Here is a 21,233-nt window from a genome sequence, read left to right as displayed (position 1 = left end):
GTTCGCCGGGACGACGGCGGCGCAAGCATTTGGGACCAACCGATCCTCTCGCTTACTCCCGATAACACCCGTGCTCGATCTCCTCGATCAGGCCGCGCGCCTTCGGCTGCCAGCCGAGTTCATCCCGCGCACGCTTGGCCCGCACGCGGCTGTTCGACGCCATCGTGTCCTCTGTCGTCCCCTCGCCCCATTCGGCCGCGGCTTCCTGCATCGACATCGCCGTTGGCGGTCCCGCGAAACCCAGCATGCGGTTGATGGCCACGCACGCCTCGCGCATCGAGTTCTCGCCATTCTCGGCGAAATAGAAGCTGCCTGCCGGCGTCTTCTCGATCGCAAGTGCATAGAGCGTCACGAGATCGTCGATATGCACGTTCGACCAGATGTTCTCGCCGGGCCCGGCATGCGCCGCGTTGCCGCGCTTTTTGGCGAGCTTGATCAACAGCGGCACCTGGACGCTGTCGCGCCCTGCCCCGTGGCCGATGCCGTAGATCAGGCTCGGGCAGATGATGACCGGGCGGCAGCCCTTGTCGCGGTGGGAGAGAATGAATTCGTTGAGCGCAACGCGCGCCGCGCGCGCGGGCGATGGTGTAATCGGCGTGTCTTCGTCGAACACTGCGTCGGCGCGTTCGCCGCGGGCGCGGGTGCCGACGATGCTCGATCCCGACGTGTGAATCAGCGGCTTGCCGCTTCCGGCAAGCGCGTCCAACAGCGAGGTGACGGCCCCCCGGTGATCGGCACTCGCGGCATTAACGACGACGTCGGCGGCTTGCGCGGCGCGTGCGAGAACTTGCGCGTCATCCAGCGTACCCATCACCGGCTCGATACCGAGCGCGCGAACGGCGTCGGCCTTTTCGGGCGAACGGACCAATCCGGTCACGTGATGTCCGGCGGCGAGGAGATGCGCCGCAACCGACCCGCCAATATATCCCGATGCGCCCGTGCAGAAGATTTTCATCGCCGACCGTTCCCTGCCGTCATTGCGAGCGAAGCGAAGCAATCCATCGCGCCACAAAGGGAGACATGGATTGCTTCGTCGCTATCGCTCCCTTGCGCAAACGCTTCGCGTTTGTCGCAGGCAATGACGGGAAAAGCTCTTCAGCCTAACCCAAATGCTTCGCGAAAAACGCGGTCGCCCTGCCCCAGGCCAGTTCGGCCGCCTGACGGTCATGCACCGACTGGCGCTGCTCGTTGACGAAGGCGTGCTCGGCGTCATAGCGGAAAATCTCGAGCGACTTGCCGGCGGCCTTCATGCCCTGCTCGAAGGCGTTGACCACCTCCGGCGTACACCAGTCGTCCTTGTCGGCGAAATGCGCCTGCAGCGGAATCTTCACGTCCGCGGGCTTTGCCGCCTGCTCCGGTGGAATGCCGTAGAATACGACGCCGGCCGCGAGCTCCGGAATCTTGGTGGCGCCGATGATCGTTACCGCGCCGCCGAGACAGAAGCCGGTCAGCCCGACCTTGGCGCCGTTGCGCGACAGATATTGCGCCGCGCCCCGCACCGTCTGCGTGGTGGCGTCCATGAAATCCAGCGAGTTCATCTCCCGGCCGGCCGCATCCGTGTCGTGATACGGCACCACCGTGCCCTTGTAGAGATCCGGCGCCAGCGCATCGAAGCCCGCCGCGGCAAAGCGGTCGCACAGGCCCTTGATCTGGTCCTGCAGGCCCCACCATTCCTGGATCACGACCACGCCCGGCGCATTGCCGCGCGCCGCATTGGCGAGATAGCCGCTGGCATCCTTGCCGTCCGGGCGCTTGAAGGTGATGCTGGTACCCATGAGTTCCTCCGCAATGATGTTGGGCCGATTTGGCGGCCATCTTGTCCGCAGTGGACTTAGGACGCAATCGGATTGCGTCGTCATTTCCGGGATGGTGCGTCAGCACCAGACCCGGAATCTCGAGATTCTCAGGGGCGCAAGGGCGCCCCATAGTTCGATGCTTCGCATCGCCCCGGAATGACGTTTGCACAACAAAAAAGCCCCCGCAGGGGCTTTTCCGAAATCGCGTGCACCATGAGATCAGTCGGTGGAGATCAGTGGGCGTTGGCCCAGACCTTCTTCTTGGTGAAGTACAGGAGCACGGTGAGCAGGATCAGGAACACGAACACCTGCATGCCGAGTGCCTTGCGCGCCTCCATGTGCGGCTCCGCAGCCCACATCAGGAACGTGGTGACGTCCTTGGCGTACTGCGCGACCGTCGCCGGCGAGCCGTCGTCATAGGTGACCTGGCCGTCGCTCAGCGGCTTCGGCATCTTGATGGCGTGGCCGGGGAAGTAATTGTTGTAGAAGGAACCCTCCGGCAGATTGAAGCCAGCCGGCGGCTTGTCCTCATAGCCCTGCAGCAGCGCGACGATGTAATCCGGGCCTTGCTCCTGATACTGGGTGAAGAAGTCGATCAGGAACTGCGGGAAGCCGCGGCCATAGCTGCGCGCCTTGGTGATCAGCGAGAGATCCGGCGGAAAGGCGCCGCCATTGGCCGCGCGAGCCGCCTGCTCGTTCGGGAACGGCGACGGGAAATAATCGGCGGGCCGGCCCGGCCGCTCGAACATCTCGCCCTGGTCGTTCGGGCCGTCCTTGACCTTGTAGTCCGAGGCGAACGCCTGGGCCTGCGCCACCGAGTAGCCGGGGCCGCCGGCCTCGGCGAGGTTGCGGAAGGCGACAAAGGACAGGCCGTGGCAGGCCGCGCAGACCTCCTTGTAGACCTTGAGGCCGCGCTGCATTGCGCCGCGGTCGAACGTGCCGAACGGGCCTGAAAACGACCACTTCTGCGCCGGCGGCTTGGTGCCGCCTTCGGCAGCGCGGGCGCTGTCGGCACCGCCGAACAGCAGGCCTGCGGCCACCATCAGCGCGATCACGCTCGACACCATCGGCGCGGCCTTGCCACCCGACTTCGCCAGCACATCGTCGGCAATCGAGTTCGGCACCGGACGCGGCTTCTCGATCCGCGACAGCAACGGCAGCAGGATCAGGAAGTAGGCGAAGTAGAGCACAGTCAGGATACGGCCGACGATGACGTAGATGCCTTCCGGCGGCTGGGCGCCGAGATAGCCGAGACCGATACAAACGGCGACAAAGACCCAGAAGAACTGCTTGGCCAGCGGGCGATATTTCGACGAACGCGTCTTGGCGTTATCGAGCCAGGGCAGGAACGCCAGCACGACGATCGCACCGAACATCGCCACCACGCCGGCAAGCTTGTTCGGGATCGAGCGCAGGATCGCGTAGAACGGCAGGTAATACCATTCCGGCACGATGTGCGCGGGCGTCACGGCGGGATTGGCCGGGATGTAGTTCTCGGGATCGCCGAGATAGTTCGGCATGTAGAAGATGAACCAGGCGTAGAACAGCAGGAAGCAGGAGACGCCGAACATGTCCTTGATGGTCGCGTAGGGCGTGAACGGCACCGTGTCCTTTTCCGTCTTCGCCTCGACGCCGGCCGGATTGTTCTGACCGGCGACATGCAGCGCCCAGACGTGCAGCACGACCACGCCGGCGATCACGAACGGCAGCAGGTAGTGCAGCGAGAAGAAGCGGTTCAGTGTCGGATTGCCGACGGCATAACCGCCCCACAGCAGCGTCACGATGCTCTCGCCGAAATAGGGCACGGCAGAGAACAGGTTGGTGATGACGGTGGCGCCCCAGAAGCTCATCTGGCCCCACGGCAGCACGTAGCCCATGAAGCCGGTCGCCATCATCAGGAGATAGATGATGACGCCGAGGATCCACAGCACCTCGCGCGGCTCCTTGTACGACCCGTAATAAAGGCCGCGGAACATGTGGATGTAGACGGCGAAGAAGAACATCGACGCGCCGGCGGCATGGACGTTGCGCAGCAGCCAGCCGTAATTGACGTCGCGGACGATGAGCTCGACGGACTTGAACGCCATATCGGCATGCGGCGTGTAGTGCATCGCCAGGATCACGCCGGTCAGGATCTGCACGCCCAGCATCAGTGAGAGGATGGCGCCGAAGGTCCACCAGTAGTTCAGGTTACGCGGCGTCGGATACGCCACGAACGAGGAATGCATAAGTCCCATGATCGGGAGGCGCCGTTCGATCCACTTCAAGGCGGGATTGGTCGGCTGGAAATCGGATGGTCCGCTCATTGATGCGATCCTGAGGAAGTAAGACGACGCGACGGATTAAGGGGTCTCGGGCTGGCGCCCGAGCCCTTAGCCGATCTGGATTTTGGTGTCGGAAACGAATGTGTAGGGCGGAACCGGCAGGTTGCTCGGCGCGGGTCCCTGACGGATGCGGCCCGAGGTGTCGTAAACCGAACCGTGGCACGGGCAGAAGAAGCCGTCATAGGCGCCCTCATGGGCGATCGGGATACAGCCGAGATGGGTGCAGATACCAACCACGACCAGCCACTGGTCATGCCCCGCCTTGACCCGGGACTCATCGCTCTGCGGATCGGGCAGGCTCGCTACCGGCACCTTGCGGGCCTCTTCGATCTGCTTCTTGGTCCGGTGGCTGATGTAAATCGGCTTGCCGCGCCAGAACACCTTGATGTCCTGTCCTTCGGCGATCGGGGTCAGGTCGACCTCAATCGGCGCACCGGCCGCGATCGTCGAGGCATCCGGATTCATCTGGGAAACCAGCGGCCACACCGTGGCAGCCGCGCCGACGGCGGCGACGGCTCCCGTTGCAACATAAAGGAAATCACGGCGTGTCGGATGGTCCGCCGAAGACGCTGTCGTCACGATTCCAAGCCCTTTCTTGTCTGCAGCCGGCGGAACCGCCCCGGACACGCGAAAGCACGCCCTGAAGGAGGCTGCCGGCGCCCGCGGCCCCCGCGGCGGCAGAAAAACCGCTTTTCCTCCCCCAATCCGGCGGAACAAGCAGTCCAGAATCGTTCTATTGGCACCCTTGCCGTGAGAGCGCAAGCCCGCTATCGGCTCGCAAGCGTGCAATGCACTAAATCCGCGCCCGGCCGTGATTTATTCGAGACATTTCATTCGCGCCAGCAAAGCCTCGACCCTATGCAGATTGCGCTTTTCCAGCCTGACATTCCCCAGAACACCGGAACGATTCTGCGCCTGTGTGCCTGCCTGGGCGTGGCCGCCCACATTATCGAGCCGGCGGGATTTCCGATCTCGGACCGGCATTTCCGCCGGGCGGGAATGGACTATCTTGATCATGTCGCCCTCACCCGCCACGACTCATGGTCAAAATTCGCGCAATGGCGTAACGAGGCGGGTTGCCGGCTGGTGCTGTTTACGACCAAGGCGGCTGGTTCCTACCTGGATTTCCGCTACGAGAGGGACGACGTCCTGCTGTTCGGGCGGGAATCGGCTGGGGTTACCGACGAGGTCGTCGCCGCCGTCGATGCGCGGCTTCTGATCCCGATCCGGCCGAGTTTGCGCTCGCTCAATGTGGCCATGGCGGCCGCCATGGCATTGGGCGAGGCGATGCGGCAGACCGGTTCCGCGATCCAGGCCGATGCGGTTCTCAAGGAGAGATGGTGAGTTACGCGGTCAAAGAGATATTCCTGACCCTGCAGGGCGAAGGCGCGCATGCCGGCCGCGCGGCGGTGTTCTGCCGCTTTGCCGGCTGCAACCTCTGGACCGGCCGCGAACAGGACCGTGCGACCGCTACCTGCCAGTTCTGCGATACGGACTTCGTCGGCACCGACGGCACACTGGGCGGCCGCTACGCCACGGCGGACGAACTCGCCGACACCATCGCCGGGCAATGGACCGGAGACAACACCAACCGCTATGTGGTGCTGACCGGCGGGGAGCCTCTTTTGCAGGTCGACACCCCCTTCATCGATGCGCTGCATGCGCGCGGCTTTTCGATCGGCATCGAGACCAACGGCACGATCGAGCCGCCCGCGGGGATGGACTGGGTCTGCGTCAGCCCGAAAGCCGGCGCCGGCCTCGTGGTGCGCCGCGGCCACGAGTTGAAGCTGGTCTATCCGCAGTCAGGCGCTGAACCGGAAGATTTCGCCGGCCTCGATTTCGAACGCTTCTCGCTGCAGCCGATGGACGGCCCCGACGTGATCGGCAACACCGCGCGCGCGATCGACTACTGCCTGCGCCATCCGCAATGGCGGCTCAGCCTGCAAACGCACAAGACGCTCGGTATCAGATAGTTGGCATCAAATAGGACCTAGACTTTCAAGATGTGGGAACTGACGAAATCATTTCGCTTCGAGGCCGCGCATTCGCTGAAGGGAACGACCTTCGGCGCGGCCAGCGAGGAAATTCACGGCCACTCGTTTCGCGCCGAGGTGAGCGTGCGCGGCACGCCCGATCCGGAAACCGGCATGGTGCTCGATCTCGGCCTGCTCGAACGCAGCATGGAGGAGGTCCGCAAAGCGCTCGACCACAAGCTCCTCAACAAGGTCGATGCGCTGGGAACGCCGACGCTGGAAAACATCTCGCGCTACATCTTCGAGCGGGTCCAGCACGCCGGCAAGATCACCCACGTCAGCGTACACCGCGACAGTTGCAACGAGAGCTGCACTTACTTTGGGCCGCAGGGCTGAACGCCAATGGACGTATCCGTTATCGACGATCGCAAGAGGCGCGCAAGAACCTGGTTCGAGACGTTGCGCAACAACATCTGCGCGGCGTTCGAGCGGCTGGAGGACGAGGCGCCCCCTGCCCTCTATCCCGGCGACGCCGGCCGTTTCGTGCGGACGCCGTGGGATCGCACCGACCACACCGGCAAGCCCGGCGGCGGCGGCGTGATGTCGATCATGCGCGGGCGGCTGTTCGAGAAGGTCGGCGTGCATTGCTCGACCGTGCATGGCGAATTCGCCCCCGAGTTCCGCGCGCAGATTCCGGGTGCGGCCGACGATCCCCGGTTCTGGGCCTCGGGCATTTCGCTGATCGCGCACATGCACAACCCGCATGTGCCGGCGGTGCACATGAACACCCGCTTCGTCGTCACCACCAAGGCCTGGTTCGGCGGCGGCGCCGACCTGACGCCGGTGCTCGACCGCCGGCGCACCCAGGAAGACCCCGATACGCAGGCCTTCCATCAGGCGATGAAGGAAGCCTGCGGGGGATCGAACAGCGTCGCCGACTACGACAAGTACAAAAAATGGTGCGACGAATATTTCTACCTGCCGCATCGCAAGGAGGCGCGGGGCATCGGCGGGATCTTCTACGATTGGCATGACTCGGGCGACTGGGATGCCGACCTCGCCTTCACTCAGGAAGTCGGCCGCGCCTTCCTGAAAATCTATCCCGAACTCGTCCGGCGCAATTTTGCGCAGGCGTGGAACGCCGCTGATCGCGAGGAACAGTTGATCCGACGCGGACGCTACGTCGAGTTCAACCTGCTCTACGACCGCGGCACGATCTTTGGGCTGAAAACCGGCGGCAATGTGGATTCCATCCTCTCGTCGATGCCGCCGGAGGTAAAGTGGCCATGATCGCATGATCAGCTTGTCATGACGGATCGCTAGGGTGCGATTCGTCATGCAATCCAAGGAGCAGATCATGGACTTGAAACCGGGCGACGTCGTCATTCTTAAGTCGGGCGGCCATCCACTCACCGTGGTGGAGGTCAAGGACGGCAACGTCGTGTGCGTATGGATGGGCAATGAAGGCGATCTGTTTCGCGAGACGCTGCCGCTTGCCGTCCTGGAGCTCGCCGAGACCGATATGTCTGACGATGACGAAGAGGACGAAGACGAGGACGACGAGGAAGAGGAAGACGACGAAGAGGACGAGGAAGAAGGCGACCGCCGCAACAAGGTTGCGTAAGTAATTGACGCCGCCGGCATTAAATGGACCCGGCGGCGTCGTTTTCTCGGGATTGGACCCGGTGCGGCTGATCTGATATTCGCGGCAGATCGGCCAACGCTTCCGGCGGCCGATGGCTCCTGAAGCGAGAACACCGCGAAAACGATGACCGAACTCCCCCGCGCGATGCTGATCGACATGGACGACACCATCCTGTCGGCCTATGGCCGCCCGGAAATCGCCTGGCATCACGTCGCGTCCGAATTTGCCGCCGAGTTCGGGCCGCTGACCTCGCAGCAGGTCGCCACTGCCGTTCTGGATTCCGCGCGCAAATTCTGGGCGGTTGCCGAGGCCGAATGGCGGCTGAAGCTGGACGAGGCGCGGCGCATCACCGTCAGGAACGGATTTGCCGCATTGACCGCCGGTGGCCACGCATTGCCGGAGGAACTGGCGATACGGCTCGCCGACCGCTTCACCGCCTATCGTGAAGAGGAAATGTTCGTCTTCCCCGGCGCGCATGACGCCATCGACGCGTTGAAGGCGCGCGGCGTGAAGCTGGCGCTGGTGACGAACGGCGCCGCCGGCACCCAGCGCGCCAAGGTCGAACGCTTCGCGCTGTCGCACCGCTTCGATCACATCCAGATCGAGGGCGAGCACGGTTTCGGCAAGCCGGACGAGCGCGCCTATCGGCACGCCATGCAGACGCTCGGCGTCAGCGCGTCCGACACCTGGATGATCGGCGACAATCTGGAATGGGAAGTCGTGGCGCCGCAGCGGCTCGGCATCTACGCCATCTGGATCGACGTGCATGGCGACGGCCTGCCGCCGGACTCCACCGTGAAGCCCGACCGCATCATCCGCTCGCTCACGGAACTGCTGCCCGGCAAGCGCTGACGGTGCTGCCGAAGTCTCAACTGTCCGGCCGAGCCGTCACGCATTGACCCGATCAGTGCCGCAGCGTGGCGGTGATCATCACGACGCCGCCGACCATCACGGCGGCATCGAGGATCGCGGTATGGATATGCACCGGCATGCGCTCGACGAAAGCCTTGGCGAAGAATGCGCCGGGGATCGCAATGGCGCCGATCAGGAGGGCAAGGGCCAGCACCTGCGCCGTGACGACACCGGCCATGCCGAACACGGAAATCTTGATGAGACCGGTCACGACCGAGATCACCGCGTCGGTGGCGATCACTGCGGCCCCTTCGAGACCGGACGCCATCAAGAGCGACAGCAGGATCACGCCGGAACCTGACGTGCCGCCGACCAGCACGCCATAACCGAGGGCGCTGACACCGAGGCCGGTATCGCCGATCCTGACCTCGCGGCGTTTGGCCAATCGGCGCAGCGGCACGCTCAGGATCAGCATGCTGCCGATCACGAGCGCCGCGCCGGCGCTCGTCAGCCGCGTGTAGCCATAGGCGCCGAGCGCGGTGGTCAGCATGGCGGCGCCGATCACGATCAGCGCACGGCGTCGATCGGCGTAGCGAAAATACGCCACGAAGCGGCTGATATTGGTGAAGATCGCAGAGATCGCGATGATCGGCACCACGGGCTCGGCACCGACCATCGGCACCAGCACCAGCGGCATCAACGCACCGGTGCCGTAGCCGGCCAGACCGCCGATGACGGAGGCCAGCAATGCCATGCTTCCAACCAGCAGGAACTGGCCGAGCGAAATGTCAGCGAAGCCGGCCAGAATGTTCACAGCCGATGATCTCTGGTGAAACGGGCGGCGGCCTGATCGGCGATCGCGGCCAGCGCAGATGGCTCGAGCGGAAAATCCGCGGCCAGCCAGGCGTCTTCCGCCAGCGTCAGCACGTGGCCGAGCGCAGGACCTTCGGCAATGCCGCGGGAGATGAAATCGGCCGCCTTCAGCGGAAATTTCGGCGCGCTCCAGCGCTGCGGCAAGGTGGCGAGGTCGTGCCAGGGCGTCGCCCCATTGCCGATGCCGCCGGCCCGCGCCCACGCCAGCATCAGCCGGTCGCGATAAGAATCCTCGCCGAGCCGGTAGAGAAGCTGCCGGGCCCGCGCCTCATCCTTGCTGGCGAACCGCCACCAGCGATGGCCCATCGAGTCCAGCGCCTTGGTTTCAGCGTTGGACAGGCGAAGCCGTGCCGAGAGACGCCTGGCGTCTTCCGTGACCGCGACCGTGAGCGCGGCAAGCCGGCGCACGGCGTTCGGCGGCAACCCGAGCGCCCGTTCGGCCGCGATCATCGCCGCGAATGTTCTCGTGTAGGCGACACCGCCGAAGATCGCGAGCAACAGGCCGGCATCCGCCATCGCCTGCACCGCGACCGCAGCCCCCTCCGCGATCACCAGCTTCAGCATCTCCATGCGCACCCGCTCGGCGGAAAGGTTCGAAAGCCCGGCGCGCCCGTCGATGCAGGCGAGATAGCCGGTACGATCCGGCTCGCCCGCGCCATAGGCGGCATGGATGCGAAAGAAGCGCAGGATGCGCAGATAATCCTCGGCGATGCGTTGACTGGCATCGCCGATGAACCGCACGCGCCTGGCTTCGATATCGGCAAGCCCGCCGACATGGTCGTGCACCACACCGCCGGCATCGACGGACAGCCCGTTGATGGTGAAGTCGCGCCGTTCGGCGTCGCGGACCCAGTCGCGCCCGAACGCAACCTTGGCCTTGCGGCCGAAGGTCTCGGTATCCTCGCGCAGGGTCGTGACCTCAAACGGTTGGGATTCGACGACCAGCGTGACCGTGCCGTGCTCGATTCCGGTCGGCACGCTCTTGATGCCGGCCGCCTTGGCGCGGCGGACGACCTCGTCGGGCAGCGCCGTGGTCGCAATGTCGATATCGCCGAGGGGAATTTTCAGAAGCGCATTGCGCACTGCGCCGCCGATCACGCGGGCTTCCTCGCCGTCGCCATTGAGCAACGCGAGCACGCGCGCGGCCGGGCCCGACCTGAGCCAGGGCGCATCCGACAGCACGCGTGCCTCGCTCATTTCTCGACCCCGTGAACCAGTTTGCCGTCTTCGATATGCGCAGGAACGTAGGTCGAACCCGGCGGCGCGCCGGAGAATTGCGCCAGCAGGACGAAGCTGACCACGACGAGGACCAGCGATCCCAGCACCAGTTTGGCGACGAGACGCGCCGGCCAGGAGGAGGACACGAACACGCCGGAACGGGTGGCAATCAGGAACAGCGCATAGGCCACGAACGGGATCAGGAAAATTCCGATTTCGGTCAGAATCGGACGGATCATGCGAGATATATCCGCTCATACAGCACGCGCAGAATTCCTGCGGTCGCGCCCCAGATGTAACGCTCGGCGAACGGCATGGCGTAATAGGAGCGCTCCATGCCGCGGAATTCCTTGGAATGGACCTGATGGTTCTCGGGATTCATCAGGAACGCCAGCGGCACCTCGAAGGCATCGACCACCTCGCCTTCGTTGATCGTGAGCTTAAAGCCGGGCTTCACGCGCGCCACCGTCGGCAGGATGCGAAAGCCGAAGGCGGTCCCGTAGAGATCGAGATAGCCGATCGGCTCGATGAACTCGCGCTTGAGGCCGACCTCCTCCTCCGCCTCGCGCAAGGCGGCGTCAAGCGGCGATTCATCGGTCGCGTCGATCTTGCCTCCCGGAAAGGAAATCTGGCCGGCATGGCTGCTCAGATGCGGCGAGCGCTGCGTCAGCAACACGGTCGGCTCGCGGTGATCGACCACCGGGATCAAGACCGCCGCCGGGCGCACCGGCTGCTCTTGCGCCACGATTTCAAGCATGCGGTCGTTGCCCGCATCGCCGGTCCTCGGAACGATATTGGGATCGACCAGGCCAGGCGGCACGTCGAAGTTCAGCCGGGTCTTGCTCCGTGCGAAGAACTCCGCCGAATTGATCGGCACAGCCTCCATCTTTTTCAGCATCGGCTCGTTCAAACCGCGTCCCTCACCTGCTTCGCATCCGCCATCGCAAAGAACTCGCCGCCCGACTCGATGCCGAACATCGGCTGGCCATCGACCATCCGCTCTTCGCCCATGTCAACCAGATCGTAATAGAGCGCGCGCGTCACCTTCGCCCACAGATCGGCGCGGACGTGCAGGTAAGGCGTGAGCCCGCCATCGGCGGCCATCTCGAACCGCAGGCGATGGTCGGAATCGCATGGCACCCAGTCGTCGACATTGGTGCGAAAGCGCAGCAGCCGGCCATGATCGCCGGCCTCCTCTTGCATCTCCACCGCCAGGAACGGTGCATCATCGACGCGGATTCCGACCTTCTCGACGGGGGTCACGAGAAAGTGCTTGCCGTCCTCGCGCTTGAGGATGGTCGAGAACAGCCGCACCAGCGCCGGTCGCCCGATTGGCGTCCCCAAATAGAACCACGTACCATCGCCGGCGATTCGCATGTCGAGATCGCCGCAGAACGGCGGATTCCACAGATGGACCGGAGGTAGCCCCTTCCCAGCCGGGGCGGCGTTGGCGGCTTCCCTCGCCGCGACAGTTAGTCCTTCGAGGCCCTGAGCGCCGGTTTGCCCTTGCTTCGCCATTGTTTGCCCTGAGTCTAGCGCTCGATCTGGCACGATTGGTGCACGCATACCGAGATATGTGTTCCCGACGATTTGCGTCCGTACTAATGCGGATTAAGTCGCCATATCGTGATGCCGTTCATACCCCAAAGTACCGATAATGTGGGGATAGTTTAATTCAACGAATGCACGGCCTTTGCACAGGTTTAGCATGGGTTCGTGGGATGACGACGCAACCAGCGGTGTCATGAGCGGTTGAGAGGGTTGAAGGAGAAAGACATGGCGAGTGCAGACGGTGTCGAGAAACTCGAAGACGCGATCGTCCGGTCGGCGGAACAGGTCGCCGGCCAGATTCGCACCGCGAAAGAGGCTATCTCCACCGTCATTTTCGGCCAGGACCGGGTGATCGAAAACACCCTGGTGACGATCCTGTCCGGCGGGCACGCCCTTCTGATCGGTGTTCCCGGCCTCGCCAAGACGAAGCTGGTCGAAACCCTGGGCATCACGCTCGGGCTGGACGCCAAGCGCATCCAGTTTACGCCGGACCTGATGCCGTCGGACATTCTGGGCGCCGAGGTGCTGGATGAGAGCCAATCCGGCAAGCGGTCGTTCCGCTTCATCTCCGGGCCGGTGTTTGCACAACTCCTGATGGCCGACGAGATCAACCGCGCCAGCCCTCGTACACAATCGGCGCTGCTGCAAGCCATGCAGGAACAGCACATCACCGTTGCAGGCGCGCGGCATGATCTGCCCAAGCCATTTCACGTGCTCGCCACGCAGAACCCGCTGGAGCAGGAAGGCACCTATCCGCTGCCCGAGGCGCAGCTCGACCGCTTCCTGATGGAAATCGATGTCGATTATCCCGACCGTGACGCCGAGCGCCGCATCCTGTTCGAAACCACCGGCGCTGAAGAGACGCTCGCCAAGGCCGCGATGGACGCGGAAATCCTGATCGCGGCGCAGCGGCTGGTACGACGCCTGCCGGTCGGCGACAGCGTGGTCGAGGCGATCCTGTCGCTGGTGCGCGCCGCGCGTCCCAATCCGGAAGAAGGCAGCGACAAGCTGATCGCCTGGGGACCGGGCCCGCGCGCCAGCCAGTCGCTGATGCTGGCGGTTCGCGCCCGCGCGCTGCTCGACGGCCGCCTCGCGCCCTCGATCGACGACGTGCTCGATCTCGCCGAGCCCATTCTCAAGCACCGCATGGCGCTGACCTTCTCGGCGCGCGCGGAAGGCCGCACCATTCCCGACGTAATCAGACAATTGAAGACGCGGATCGGTTGATGGCCGCAGAGACCAGTCACGAGACCAGGGAGCTTCTAGCAATCCGACGTGCCGATGGCGAAAGCCGAACGCTCGCCGCTTCGCTCCCCCGTCTCGTGCTCGAAGCCCGCCGCATCGCCGCCAACGTCATCCATGGCCTGCACGGCAGGCGCCGCGCCGGCGCCGGCGAGAGCTTCTGGCAGTATCGCCGCTTCGTCTCCGGCGAGCCGTCGCAGAACGTCGACTGGCGGCGCTCGGCGCGCGACGATCATCTTTATGTCCGCGAGCAGGAATGGGAGGCCGCCCATACCGTGTGGCTGTGGCCCGACCGCTCGCCGTCGATGGTCTTTGCTTCCAAGGGCGCGCGCGACAGCAAGCTGGAGCGCGGCCTGATCGTGACATTTGCGCTCGCCGAACTCCTGGTTTCAGGCGGGGAGCGCGTCGGCATTCCCGGCCTGATGAACCCGACTGCGAGCCGCAACGTGATCGACAAGATGGCGCAAGCGATGCTGCACGACGATACGGCGCGCGCCAGCCTGCCGCCGTCCTTTGTGCCGTCGGCGCTGGCCGAAATTGTCGTACTGTCCGACTTCTGGTCGCCGATGAGCGAAATCAGGACGATGCTCGCAGGGCTGTCCGCCTCCGGCGCGCATGGCACGCTGATCCAGGTCGTCGACCCCGCCGAGGAAACCTTTCCCTATGCCGGCCGGGTCGAATTCGTCGAGCCGGAAGGTTTTGGCGTCATCACCGCCGGCCGCGCCGAGAGCTGGGCCAGCGACTATGTCGCGCGCGTCGCCCTGCATCGCGACGAGATCCGCAGCGAGACCAACCGGCTCGACTGGCTGTTCTCGACCCACACCACCAGCCGCTCCGCCGCCGAACTCCTGCTGTTCCTGCATTCGGGCATGATGGCAGCCAAGGGCAATGTGCGCGGCTCAACCGTCAAGGCGGGGCGTAGCGCATGATCGCAGGGCTCCCCCTAACCTTTGCGCAACCGCTGCTGCTGCTGGGCCTGTTGAGCCTGCCGGTATTGTGGTGGCTGCTGCGCGTGATGCCGCCGCGGCCACGGCGGATCGAATTTCCGCCGACGCGGCTGTTGTTCGACATCAAGCCGAGGGAAGAAACCCCGTCGCGAACGCCATGGTGGCTGACCTTGCTGCGCCTCGCCGCCGCCGCGCTGGTCATTCTCGCCGCCGCAGGCCCGATCTGGAATCCGCAGACCGGGGTCGGCGGCAGCAACGCGCCATTGGTGATCCTGCTCGACGACGGCTGGAGCGCGGCGGCAAGCTGGGAGACGCGGGTCAAGGCCGCTGACGAACTGATCGCCAACGCCGACAACGATCGCCGCGGCGTGGCGCTGGTTCCGCTCTCCGAGCCCGCACGCGACATCACGCTGATGCCGGCCGGTACCGCGCGCGTTGCGCTGCGCCAGATTTCGCCAAAGCCCTATTCGGTCGATCGCGTCGACACGCTCGCCTCGCTCGACCGCTTCCTGAAGGCCACCGGCGATGCCGAGATCGCGTGGCTGTCCGACGGCGTCGATACCGGGCGCGGCAGCGAGTTCGTCGAAAATCTCGCCAAGACGCTCGGCGACCGCAAGCTGACGGTGTTCGAGGGCGGCGCGGCCCCGGCGCAGGCGCTGGTCGCCGCCGAAAACGCCGCGGCGAAGATGACGGTCAAGGTGCTGCGCACCACCGGCGGCGTCGCGGCCGGCGTGGTTCGGGCGATCGACGCCAAGGGCTCGCCGATCGGTGAGGCGCGCTACGCCTTCGGCATGCAGGATCGCGAGAGCGAAGCCGCGTTCGATCTGCCCGTCGAGCTGCGCAACGACATTTCGCGGCTGGAAATATCGGGCGAGCGATCGGCCGGCGCCGTGCAACTGCTCGACAAGCGTTGGCGGCGGCGCGCCGTCGGCGTCGTCACCGGCGCGACCAGCGATACCGCCCAGCCGCTGCTGGCATCGACCTTCTATCTGACGCGCGCGTTGTCGCCGTTCGCCGACGTGCGACTCGGCGACCGTGGCGCGGCGCAGCAGGTGATCGCGCAATTCCTCGATCAGCGTTTGCCGATGATCGTGCTCGCCGATGTCGGCACGCTGTCGCCGGAGATCCGCGAGCGGCTGAATGCATGGATCGATCAGGGCGGCGTGCTGGTGCGTTTCGCGGGCCCCCGCCTGGCGCAGGCCGATGACGATCTGGTGCCGGTGAAATTGCGTCGCGGCGGCCGCATCCTCGGCGGCAGCCTGACCTGGGAAAAGCCGCAGCATCTGGCCTCCTTCGCCGCCGACGGCCCGTTCGCGGGCCTCACAGTGCCGAAGGACATCACCGTCAACCGGCAGGTTCTGGCCGAGCCGGATGCGGTGCTCGCCACCAAGACCTGGGCGTCGCTGGAAGACGGCACGCCGCTGGTGACCGGCGAGCATCGCGGCAGAGGCATCGTCAGCCTGTTCCATGTCGGCGCCGACTCGCGCTGGTCGGACCTGCCGATGTCCGGCAGCTTCGTCGAAATGCTGCGGCGGCTGGTCGACATGTCCGGCTATACATCGAAGCCCGGTGCCGGCGTTGCGAGCGAGGCGACCAATGTCGAGACGGTTGCGCCGCTGCGCACCCTCGACGGTTTCGGCGCCTTCGGACCGCCGCCCTCGACCGCAAAGCCGATGCCGGCGGATTATCGCGACCGCGCCACGGCCGAACATCCGCCGGGCTTCTACGGCCCGGCCGACGGCCCGATTGCGGTCAACACGCTGGCCGCGGCCGATCGCATCGCGCCGCTCGATACAGCTTCCTTGCGTGCGCAGCGCGCCAGCTACACCAATGCCGAACCGCGCGATCTGCGCGGCATCCTGCTGTCGTCGTCGCTGGTGCTGTTCCTGATCGACGCGGTCGTGGTGGCGATGCTGGGCGCCGGTCTTGCCGCGCTGTGGCGGCGGCGCACGGCGGCTGCCACGGTTCTGCTGGCCGCGATCCTGGCCGCAGCCCCGATCACGCCTTCGCCGACGCGCGCCCAGGGCAACGATGACTTCGCCATCAAGTCGGTGTCGCAGACGCGCCTCGCCTATGTCGTCACCGGAAATGCCGATGTCGATTCCATCGTCAAGGCCGGCATGGCCGGGCTGACCCTGTTCCTGGCGCAGCGCACGGCGCTGGAGGCCGGCGATCCCGTCGGCGTCGATCCCGCGCGCGATGAACTGGCGTTCTTTCCGCTGATCTACTGGCCGGTGGTGCCGGGCGCGCCGAAGCCGCCGCAGGATGCCATCAACCGCATCGACGCCTACATGAAACAGGGCGGCACCGTGCTGTTCGACACTCGCGATGCAATCGAGGCGCCGCCCGGCGAGAACGGCGCGTCGCAGACGCCGGGCATGCGCACCTTGCGCGAAATTCTCTCCTCCCTCGACGTCCCCGAACTGGAGCCGGTGCCGCGCGAGCACGTGCTGACCAAGACGTTTTACCTGCTGCGTGACTTCCCCGGCCGCTTCACCTCGGGCCAGACCTGGGTCGAGACCCTGCCGCGCGAGGATGACGACGACGCGGCCTCGCGCCCGGCGCGCGGCGGCGACGGCGTATCGCCCATCATCATCACCTCGAACGATCTCGCCGGCGCCTGGGCGCATCGCCCCGACGGGCAGGCCATGCTGCCGCTGACGCCGAACGAGCCGCGGCAGCGCGAATTCGCCTTCCGCTCCGGCGTCAACATCGTGATGTATACGCTGACCGGCAACTACAAGGCTGATCAAGTCCATGCACCCGCTCTGATCGAACGGCTGGGGCAATAGAGCATGAACTACGGTATCGCGTTCACCCCCCTCGTTCCGACCATCGTGCTCTGGGTCGCGCTGGCCGCGATCGTCGCGATCGCGGCGCTGTTGCTGCTCGGCCGCGCACGCGGCGCTGCGGTTCGCGTGGCGGCACTGGCGCTGATCCTGCTCGCGCTCGCCAATCCCTCCTTCACGCGCGAGGAACGCGAGCCGCTGTCATCGGTGGCCGCCGTCGTGGTCGACAAGAGCCCGAGCCAGAATTTCGGCACCCGCAACCAGGAGACGGCGAAGGCACAGGAAGCCCTCGTCGACACGCTGAAGAAGATCAAGGGCCTGGAAGTGCGCGTCGTCGACGCCGGACAGGCCGACGGCGAGACCGACGGCACCAAATTGTTCGGCGCGCTGTCCTCGGCGCTGTCGGACGTTCCGGTCGACCGCGTCGCCGGCGCGTTCCTGATCACCGACGGCCGGGTGCATGACATTCCCGCCAACGCCGCCGCGCTCGGCTTCCAGGCGCCGGTGCACGCGCTCGTCACCGGGCGCAAGGACGAGCGCGATCGCCGCATCGCGATCTCGGCCGCGCCGCGCTTCGGCATCGTCGGACAGCCCCAGACCATCACCTACCGGCTCGACGACCAGGGCGTCACCGGCCAGCGCGCGAAGATCGTGGTGCGCCGCGACGGCGAGGTGATCAATGAGCGCAATCTCGTCAGCGGCCAGACCGCCAATGTCGAAGTCGACATCAAGCATGCCGGCGCGAACATCGTCGAGATCGAGGCTTCGCCGCTCGAGAACGAACTGACGCTGGTCAACAACCGCGCCGTGGTCGCGATCGAAGGCGTGCGCGACAAGCTCCGCGTGCTACTCGTATCCGGCGAGCCGCATTCCGGCGAACGTACCTGGCGCAATCTCCTGAAGTCGGACGCCAGCATCGATCTCGTGCATTTCACGATCCTGCGTCCGCCGGAGAAACAGGACGGCACGCCGATCAACGAATTGTCGCTGATCGCGTTTCCGACCCGCGAACTGTTCCAGCAGAAGATCAACGAATTCCAGTTGATCATCTTCGACCGCTACGCCCGCCAGGGCGTGCTGCCGATCGCCTATTTCGACAACATCGCGCGCTATGTCCGCGCCGGCGGAGCGGTGCTGGTATCGGCAGGGCCGGACTACGCCTCCACCACCAGCATCTGGCGTACGCCGCTGGACACGGTGCTGCCGGCCGAGCCGGTCGGCGTCAGCGAAAAACCGTTCTACGCGCACCTGAGCGACGCCGGTAAGCGTCATCCGGTGACGCGCGGCCTCGAAGGCTCCGCCAGCGAGCCGCCGCGCTGGAGCCGCTTCTTCCGCACCGTAGAAACACGCAACGCGATCGGCGCGCCTGTCATGACCGGCGCCGACGGCAAGCCGCTGCTGCTGCTGTCGCGCTTCGGCGAAGGCCGCGTTGCGCTACTGCTGACGGACCACATCTGGCTGTGGGCACGCGGCTACGAAGGCGGTGGACCGCATCTGGATCTGTTGCGCCGGACCTCGCACTGGCTGATGAAGCAGCCGGATCTGGACGAGGAAGCGTTGCGCCTGCAGATCCAGGGCAAGGACCTCGTGGTGCTGCGCCAGACCATGGCCGACAACGTGCCGCCGGTGACGGTGACCTCGCCGAGCGGCGCCACCAAGGAACTCACGCTGACCGCAAGCGAGCCCGGCACCTGGCGCTCCACCCTTCCCGCCAACGAACTCGGCCTGTGGCAGGCAACCGACGGCGCGCTGAAAGCGCTGATTAATGTGGGGCCGACCAATCCGAAGGAATTTTCGGAAGTCACGTCGACCATCGAGATGCTCAAGCCGCTGACGCAGGCGACCGGCGGCGATGCGCGCCGCGTGGCCGACGGCGGAAGCGTCGACCTCCCCCGCGTCGTGCCGGTCCGCGCTTCCGGCATCTTCCACGGCGACGGCTGGATGGGCGTCAAGATGCGCGACGCCAGCGTCGTCAAGGGCGTCGGCGTGCTGCCGATGTTCGCTGGCCTCGTCGGGCTGTTGCTATTGCTCGGTGCGTTCGCGGCGACCTGGTTGCGCGAGGGGCGGTGAGCGCGGCGCCGAGCACATAGATCGCTCTATGCAGCCTCGTCCGCGCGCCGCCATTTCGGGAATGGATCGACGAGCCCGGACCATTCCGCAATTCGCATTCCCGGTTTTCCCGAAACAAGGCACGCATCAAGTCGCGCCGTTATCGCGTCCTGATCCATGTTCGTGCCGATGAAGACGATCTCCTGCCGGCGATCGCCATAAACCTCGCTCCAGTTCTGCTTCAGTGATTGTCGCCAGAACGGATCGTTCGGCCAGCGATCTGCCGGCACGTTCGCCCACCAGAATCCCAGCCCCTCGGTTCTGACGATCGCGCCGGCCTGGCTCAGCTCACCAAGCCATTGCGGGCGAGTTGCAATCCAGAAATGTCCCTTGGCGCGGATGACGCCCGGCCAGCTTTCATTCAGGAATTGATGAAATTTCGCGGGGTCGAACGGCCGGCGCGCGCGATAGACGAAATGCTTGACGCCATATTCTTCGGACTCGGGCTTATGGTCTGCAAACCCATAGAGCTCCTTGAACCACAACGGGTGTTGCTGTGCGCGTTCAAAGTCGAAGCGACCGGTATCGAGAATGCGCTCCAGCGGCGCATTGGAGAAATTGGTCTCGATGATATCGGCCTCGGAATTCAGAGATCGGACAATCATTCGGGCGGCGTCGCGTTCTCCCTGCGAAGCAGCATCGATCTTGTTGAGCACGATCACATCGGCAAATTCGATCTGCTCGACCAGCAGATCGACCAGTGTGCGCCTGTCGCCTTCGAGCCACTCGCCGCGATCCTTCAAGAAAACGGTAGACGAATAGTTTTTCAGCAGGTTGACGGCATCGACGACCGTGACCATCGTATCGAGCCTAGACACGTCGGACAGGCTTTCACCCTCCTCCGAGCGAAAGTCGAAGGTCGCAGCCACCGGCAGCGGCTCGGAAATGCCGGTCGACTCGATCAGCAGGTAATCGAACCGCTCACTCTCTGCCAACGCGCGCACTTCCTTGAGCAGGTCGTCGCGCAGCGTGCAGCAGATGCAGCCGTTGGTCATCTCGACCAGCTTTTCGTCCGTCCTAGAGAGGTTCGCACCGCCATCTCGAACCAGGTCGGCATCGATGTTGACCTCGCTCATGTCGTTCACAATCACCGCCACCTTCAGGCCCTGGCGATTGTTGAGCACGTGATTGAGCAAAGTTGTCTTTCCAGCCCCGAGGAAGCCGGACAAGACGGTGACGGGGAGTTTGCGCATGGAGATCAAAAAGCCTCTTCAGCTTGCGGGGCCCTAACCGGGAGAGACGACGCATTGGGTCCATCGATGTTATGTTATAACATAACATCCACCTTCGAGACTCTTGTCAACCGATGCCCGGAAATCTTCGCGAGCAGGAACGTCGCTGTTGCACAAATCCCACACCCGATTGAATTGTCGGGCGACCGGGCGGACGAGCAAGGATGACGATTGACACTCCACCGCCTTTCCCGATGTTATAATGTAACATCGGTTGGCCGGGATGCTTTGGGCTACCGGGGGACAAGGCGTAGGCGTCGTGAACTGGTTCCGGAAACACCTCAAGCACGGCTCGCGGCTGGCGCTGTTTGCGCTCGCGGTCCAGTTTGCGTTGTCGTTCGGGCATTTTCACGGGACCGAAGCCGCGCAGGCGGCGCCGGCCGTTCAGAGCGGGCTGGTCGACGCCGATCTCGCGATTGCCGCGACCCTCGCCGCGCAGGATGCACATTCCGAATCCACGCAGCCGCAACAGCCCGCTGGCCACGATGACGACCAGCACACGGCCAAGCTCTGCGCGGTCTGCGCCGTCCTTTCGTTGGCCAATAATTTCCTGTTCGCCTCGCCGCCGCTGCTGAATCTGCCGGAGGCGGTCGAACTACTGCACCTGACCACCGGCGCCGAATTCGCGCATCTCGGCTCGCTTCATCCCGCGTTCCAGTCGCGCGCGCCTCCCGTCTCCTGA

The 21,233-nt window shown here is 64.9% G+C and carries 21 protein-coding genes; 11 read left to right on the top strand and 10 right to left on the bottom strand.

The genetic code is table 11. From position 1 onward, the window contains the following. Window positions 1–52: 52 nt before the first annotated feature. The 4 genes from LMTR21_RS08095 to petA all read right to left on the bottom strand — a co-directional run bounded on the left by LMTR21_RS08095 (window position 53) and on the right by petA (window position 4,699). Complete coding sequence (locus tag LMTR21_RS08095; protein ID WP_065751468.1) at window positions 53–955, bottom strand: NAD-dependent epimerase/dehydratase family protein; 903 nt, start codon at window positions 953–955, stop codon at window positions 53–55. A gap of 145 nt (window positions 956–1,100) precedes the next feature. Beyond that, window positions 1,101–1,775, bottom strand: a complete 675-nt coding sequence (locus LMTR21_RS08090; RefSeq protein ID WP_065751467.1) for a dienelactone hydrolase family protein — start codon at window positions 1,773–1,775, stop codon at window positions 1,101–1,103. Between the two features lie 254 nt (window positions 1,776–2,029). Next, entirely contained in the window at window positions 2,030–4,102 is a 2,073-nt protein-coding gene (locus tag LMTR21_RS08085) for a cytochrome c1 (RefSeq protein WP_065751466.1), read from the bottom strand. A 66-nt stretch (window positions 4,103–4,168) separates the two neighbouring features. After that, on the bottom strand, window positions 4,169–4,699 hold the full coding sequence (petA, locus tag LMTR21_RS08080) for a ubiquinol-cytochrome c reductase iron-sulfur subunit (RefSeq protein WP_057838347.1): 531 nt from the start codon (window positions 4,697–4,699) through the stop codon (window positions 4,169–4,171). A gap of 279 nt (window positions 4,700–4,978) precedes the next feature. On the opposite strand from petA, the gene LMTR21_RS08075 reads away from it, so the two are divergent. The 6 genes from LMTR21_RS08075 to LMTR21_RS08050 all read left to right on the top strand — a co-directional run bounded on the left by LMTR21_RS08075 (window position 4,979) and on the right by LMTR21_RS08050 (window position 8,590). Next, window positions 4,979–5,464 (top strand): tRNA (cytidine(34)-2'-O)-methyltransferase, encoded by a 486-nt coding sequence (locus tag LMTR21_RS08075; protein WP_065751465.1) that lies wholly within the window; start codon window positions 4,979–4,981, stop codon window positions 5,462–5,464. Beyond that, a complete protein-coding gene (queE, locus tag LMTR21_RS08070) occupies window positions 5,461–6,093 on the top strand; it encodes a 7-carboxy-7-deazaguanine synthase (RefSeq protein ID WP_065751572.1) in 633 nt (210 codons plus the stop codon). Before LMTR21_RS08075 ends, queE begins: the two co-directional genes overlap by 4 nt. A gap of 30 nt (window positions 6,094–6,123) precedes the next feature. Then, entirely contained in the window at window positions 6,124–6,489 is a 366-nt protein-coding gene (locus tag LMTR21_RS08065; RefSeq protein ID WP_065751464.1) for a 6-carboxytetrahydropterin synthase, read from the top strand. A gap of 6 nt (window positions 6,490–6,495) precedes the next feature. Beyond that, complete coding sequence (gene hemF / locus LMTR21_RS08060) at window positions 6,496–7,383, top strand: oxygen-dependent coproporphyrinogen oxidase (protein WP_065751463.1); 888 nt, start codon at window positions 6,496–6,498, stop codon at window positions 7,381–7,383. A 67-nt stretch (window positions 7,384–7,450) separates the two neighbouring features. After that, a complete protein-coding gene (locus tag LMTR21_RS08055; RefSeq protein WP_065751571.1) occupies window positions 7,451–7,717 on the top strand; it encodes a YodC family protein in 267 nt (88 codons plus the stop codon). Window positions 7,718–7,861: 144 nt separating this feature from the next. After that, complete coding sequence (locus tag LMTR21_RS08050) at window positions 7,862–8,590, top strand: HAD family hydrolase (RefSeq protein WP_065751462.1); 729 nt, start codon at window positions 7,862–7,864, stop codon at window positions 8,588–8,590. Between the two features lie 52 nt (window positions 8,591–8,642). Here LMTR21_RS08050 and LMTR21_RS08045 read toward each other — a convergent pair whose 3' ends face one another. Genes LMTR21_RS08045 through LMTR21_RS08025 form a run of 5 tightly spaced genes read right to left on the bottom strand, consistent with a single transcriptional unit; the run spans window position 8,643 to window position 12,199 of the window. After that, window positions 8,643–9,404 (bottom strand): sulfite exporter TauE/SafE family protein, encoded by a 762-nt coding sequence (locus tag LMTR21_RS08045; protein ID WP_065751461.1) that lies wholly within the window; start codon window positions 9,402–9,404, stop codon window positions 8,643–8,645. Further along, window positions 9,401–10,660 (bottom strand): CCA tRNA nucleotidyltransferase, encoded by a 1,260-nt coding sequence (locus LMTR21_RS08040; protein ID WP_065751460.1) that lies wholly within the window; start codon window positions 10,658–10,660, stop codon window positions 9,401–9,403. The genes LMTR21_RS08045 and LMTR21_RS08040 overlap by 4 nt, the downstream gene beginning before the upstream one ends. Beyond that, on the bottom strand, window positions 10,657–10,920 hold the full coding sequence (locus LMTR21_RS08035; protein WP_065751459.1) for a DUF6111 family protein: 264 nt from the start codon (window positions 10,918–10,920) through the stop codon (window positions 10,657–10,659). Before LMTR21_RS08035 ends, LMTR21_RS08040 begins: the two co-directional genes overlap by 4 nt. Continuing rightward, window positions 10,917–11,579, bottom strand: coding sequence for a CoA pyrophosphatase (locus LMTR21_RS08030; RefSeq protein ID WP_430642279.1), 663 nt, complete (start codon window positions 11,577–11,579; stop codon window positions 10,917–10,919). The genes LMTR21_RS08035 and LMTR21_RS08030 overlap by 4 nt, the downstream gene beginning before the upstream one ends. Window positions 11,580–11,587: 8 nt before the next feature. After that, window positions 11,588–12,199, bottom strand: a complete 612-nt coding sequence (locus LMTR21_RS08025) for a DUF1285 domain-containing protein (RefSeq protein WP_065751458.1) — start codon at window positions 12,197–12,199, stop codon at window positions 11,588–11,590. A gap of 258 nt (window positions 12,200–12,457) precedes the next feature. Here LMTR21_RS08025 and LMTR21_RS08020 point away from each other — a divergent pair, with 258 nt between their 5' ends. From LMTR21_RS08020 to LMTR21_RS08005, 4 genes are read left to right on the top strand one after another with little or no spacing between them, the layout of a single operon-like run. Then, on the top strand, window positions 12,458–13,459 hold the full coding sequence (locus LMTR21_RS08020; protein WP_065751457.1) for an AAA family ATPase: 1,002 nt from the start codon (window positions 12,458–12,460) through the stop codon (window positions 13,457–13,459). After that, entirely contained in the window at window positions 13,459–14,403 is a 945-nt protein-coding gene (locus tag LMTR21_RS08015) for a DUF58 domain-containing protein (RefSeq protein WP_065751456.1), read from the top strand. The genes LMTR21_RS08020 and LMTR21_RS08015 overlap by 1 nt, the downstream gene beginning before the upstream one ends. After that, a complete protein-coding gene (locus LMTR21_RS08010) occupies window positions 14,403–17,213 on the top strand; it encodes a DUF4159 domain-containing protein (protein WP_065751570.1) in 2,811 nt (936 codons plus the stop codon). The genes LMTR21_RS08015 and LMTR21_RS08010 overlap by 1 nt, the downstream gene beginning before the upstream one ends. 3 nt (window positions 17,214–17,216) lie before the next feature. Continuing rightward, window positions 17,217–19,280: a hypothetical protein gene (locus tag LMTR21_RS08005; RefSeq protein WP_065751455.1), complete on the top strand. Its 2,064-nt coding sequence runs from the start codon at window positions 17,217–17,219 to the stop codon at window positions 19,278–19,280. Between the two features lie 26 nt (window positions 19,281–19,306). Here LMTR21_RS08005 and zigA read toward each other — a convergent pair whose 3' ends face one another. Further along, entirely contained in the window at window positions 19,307–20,512 is a 1,206-nt protein-coding gene (gene zigA, locus LMTR21_RS08000) for a zinc metallochaperone GTPase ZigA (RefSeq protein WP_065751454.1), read from the bottom strand. Between the two features lie 298 nt (window positions 20,513–20,810). Between zigA and LMTR21_RS07995 the strand changes: the two genes are divergently transcribed. Then, window positions 20,811–21,233 (top strand): DUF2946 family protein, encoded by a 423-nt coding sequence (locus LMTR21_RS07995; protein WP_065751453.1) that lies wholly within the window; start codon window positions 20,811–20,813, stop codon window positions 21,231–21,233.

It is taken from the genome of Bradyrhizobium paxllaeri (assembly GCF_001693515.2).
GTDB classification, from domain to species: domain Bacteria; phylum Pseudomonadota; class Alphaproteobacteria; order Rhizobiales; family Xanthobacteraceae; genus Bradyrhizobium; species Bradyrhizobium paxllaeri.
Note: the sequence above shows the minus strand (reverse complement) of the source record. Positions and strands in the feature narration are given on the sequence as shown.

What these genes read in the sequence shown, in the direction of transcription:
- LMTR21_RS08095 (WP_065751468.1), bottom strand. Translation starts at nt 955, where the DNA reads ATGAAAATCTTCTGCACGGGCGCATCGGGATATATTGGCGGGTCGGTT.
- LMTR21_RS08090 (WP_065751467.1), bottom strand. Translation starts at nt 1,775, where the DNA reads ATGGGTACCAGCATCACCTTCAAGCGCCCGGACGGCAAGGATGCCAGC.
- LMTR21_RS08085 (WP_065751466.1), bottom strand. Translation starts at nt 4,102, where the DNA reads ATGAGCGGACCATCCGATTTCCAGCCGACCAATCCCGCCTTGAAGTGG.
- LMTR21_RS08075 (WP_065751465.1), top strand. Translation starts at nt 4,979, where the DNA reads ATGCAGATTGCGCTTTTCCAGCCTGACATTCCCCAGAACACCGGAACG.
- LMTR21_RS08065 (WP_065751464.1), top strand. Translation starts at nt 6,124, where the DNA reads ATGTGGGAACTGACGAAATCATTTCGCTTCGAGGCCGCGCATTCGCTG.
- hemF (WP_065751463.1), top strand. Translation starts at nt 6,496, where the DNA reads ATGGACGTATCCGTTATCGACGATCGCAAGAGGCGCGCAAGAACCTGG.
- LMTR21_RS08055 (WP_065751571.1), top strand. Translation starts at nt 7,451, where the DNA reads ATGGACTTGAAACCGGGCGACGTCGTCATTCTTAAGTCGGGCGGCCAT.
- LMTR21_RS08050 (WP_065751462.1), top strand. Translation starts at nt 7,862, where the DNA reads ATGACCGAACTCCCCCGCGCGATGCTGATCGACATGGACGACACCATC.
- LMTR21_RS08040 (WP_065751460.1), bottom strand. Translation starts at nt 10,660, where the DNA reads ATGAGCGAGGCACGCGTGCTGTCGGATGCGCCCTGGCTCAGGTCGGGC.
- LMTR21_RS08035 (WP_065751459.1), bottom strand. Translation starts at nt 10,920, where the DNA reads ATGATCCGTCCGATTCTGACCGAAATCGGAATTTTCCTGATCCCGTTC.
- LMTR21_RS08030 (WP_430642279.1), bottom strand. Translation starts at nt 11,579, where the DNA reads ATGCTGAAAAAGATGGAGGCTGTGCCGATCAATTCGGCGGAGTTCTTC.
- LMTR21_RS08025 (WP_065751458.1), bottom strand. Translation starts at nt 12,199, where the DNA reads ATGGCGAAGCAAGGGCAAACCGGCGCTCAGGGCCTCGAAGGACTAACT.
- LMTR21_RS08020 (WP_065751457.1), top strand. Translation starts at nt 12,458, where the DNA reads ATGGCGAGTGCAGACGGTGTCGAGAAACTCGAAGACGCGATCGTCCGG.
- LMTR21_RS08015 (WP_065751456.1), top strand. Translation starts at nt 13,459, where the DNA reads ATGGCCGCAGAGACCAGTCACGAGACCAGGGAGCTTCTAGCAATCCGA.
- LMTR21_RS08005 (WP_065751455.1), top strand. Translation starts at nt 17,217, where the DNA reads ATGAACTACGGTATCGCGTTCACCCCCCTCGTTCCGACCATCGTGCTC.
- zigA (WP_065751454.1), bottom strand. Translation starts at nt 20,512, where the DNA reads ATGCGCAAACTCCCCGTCACCGTCTTGTCCGGCTTCCTCGGGGCTGGA.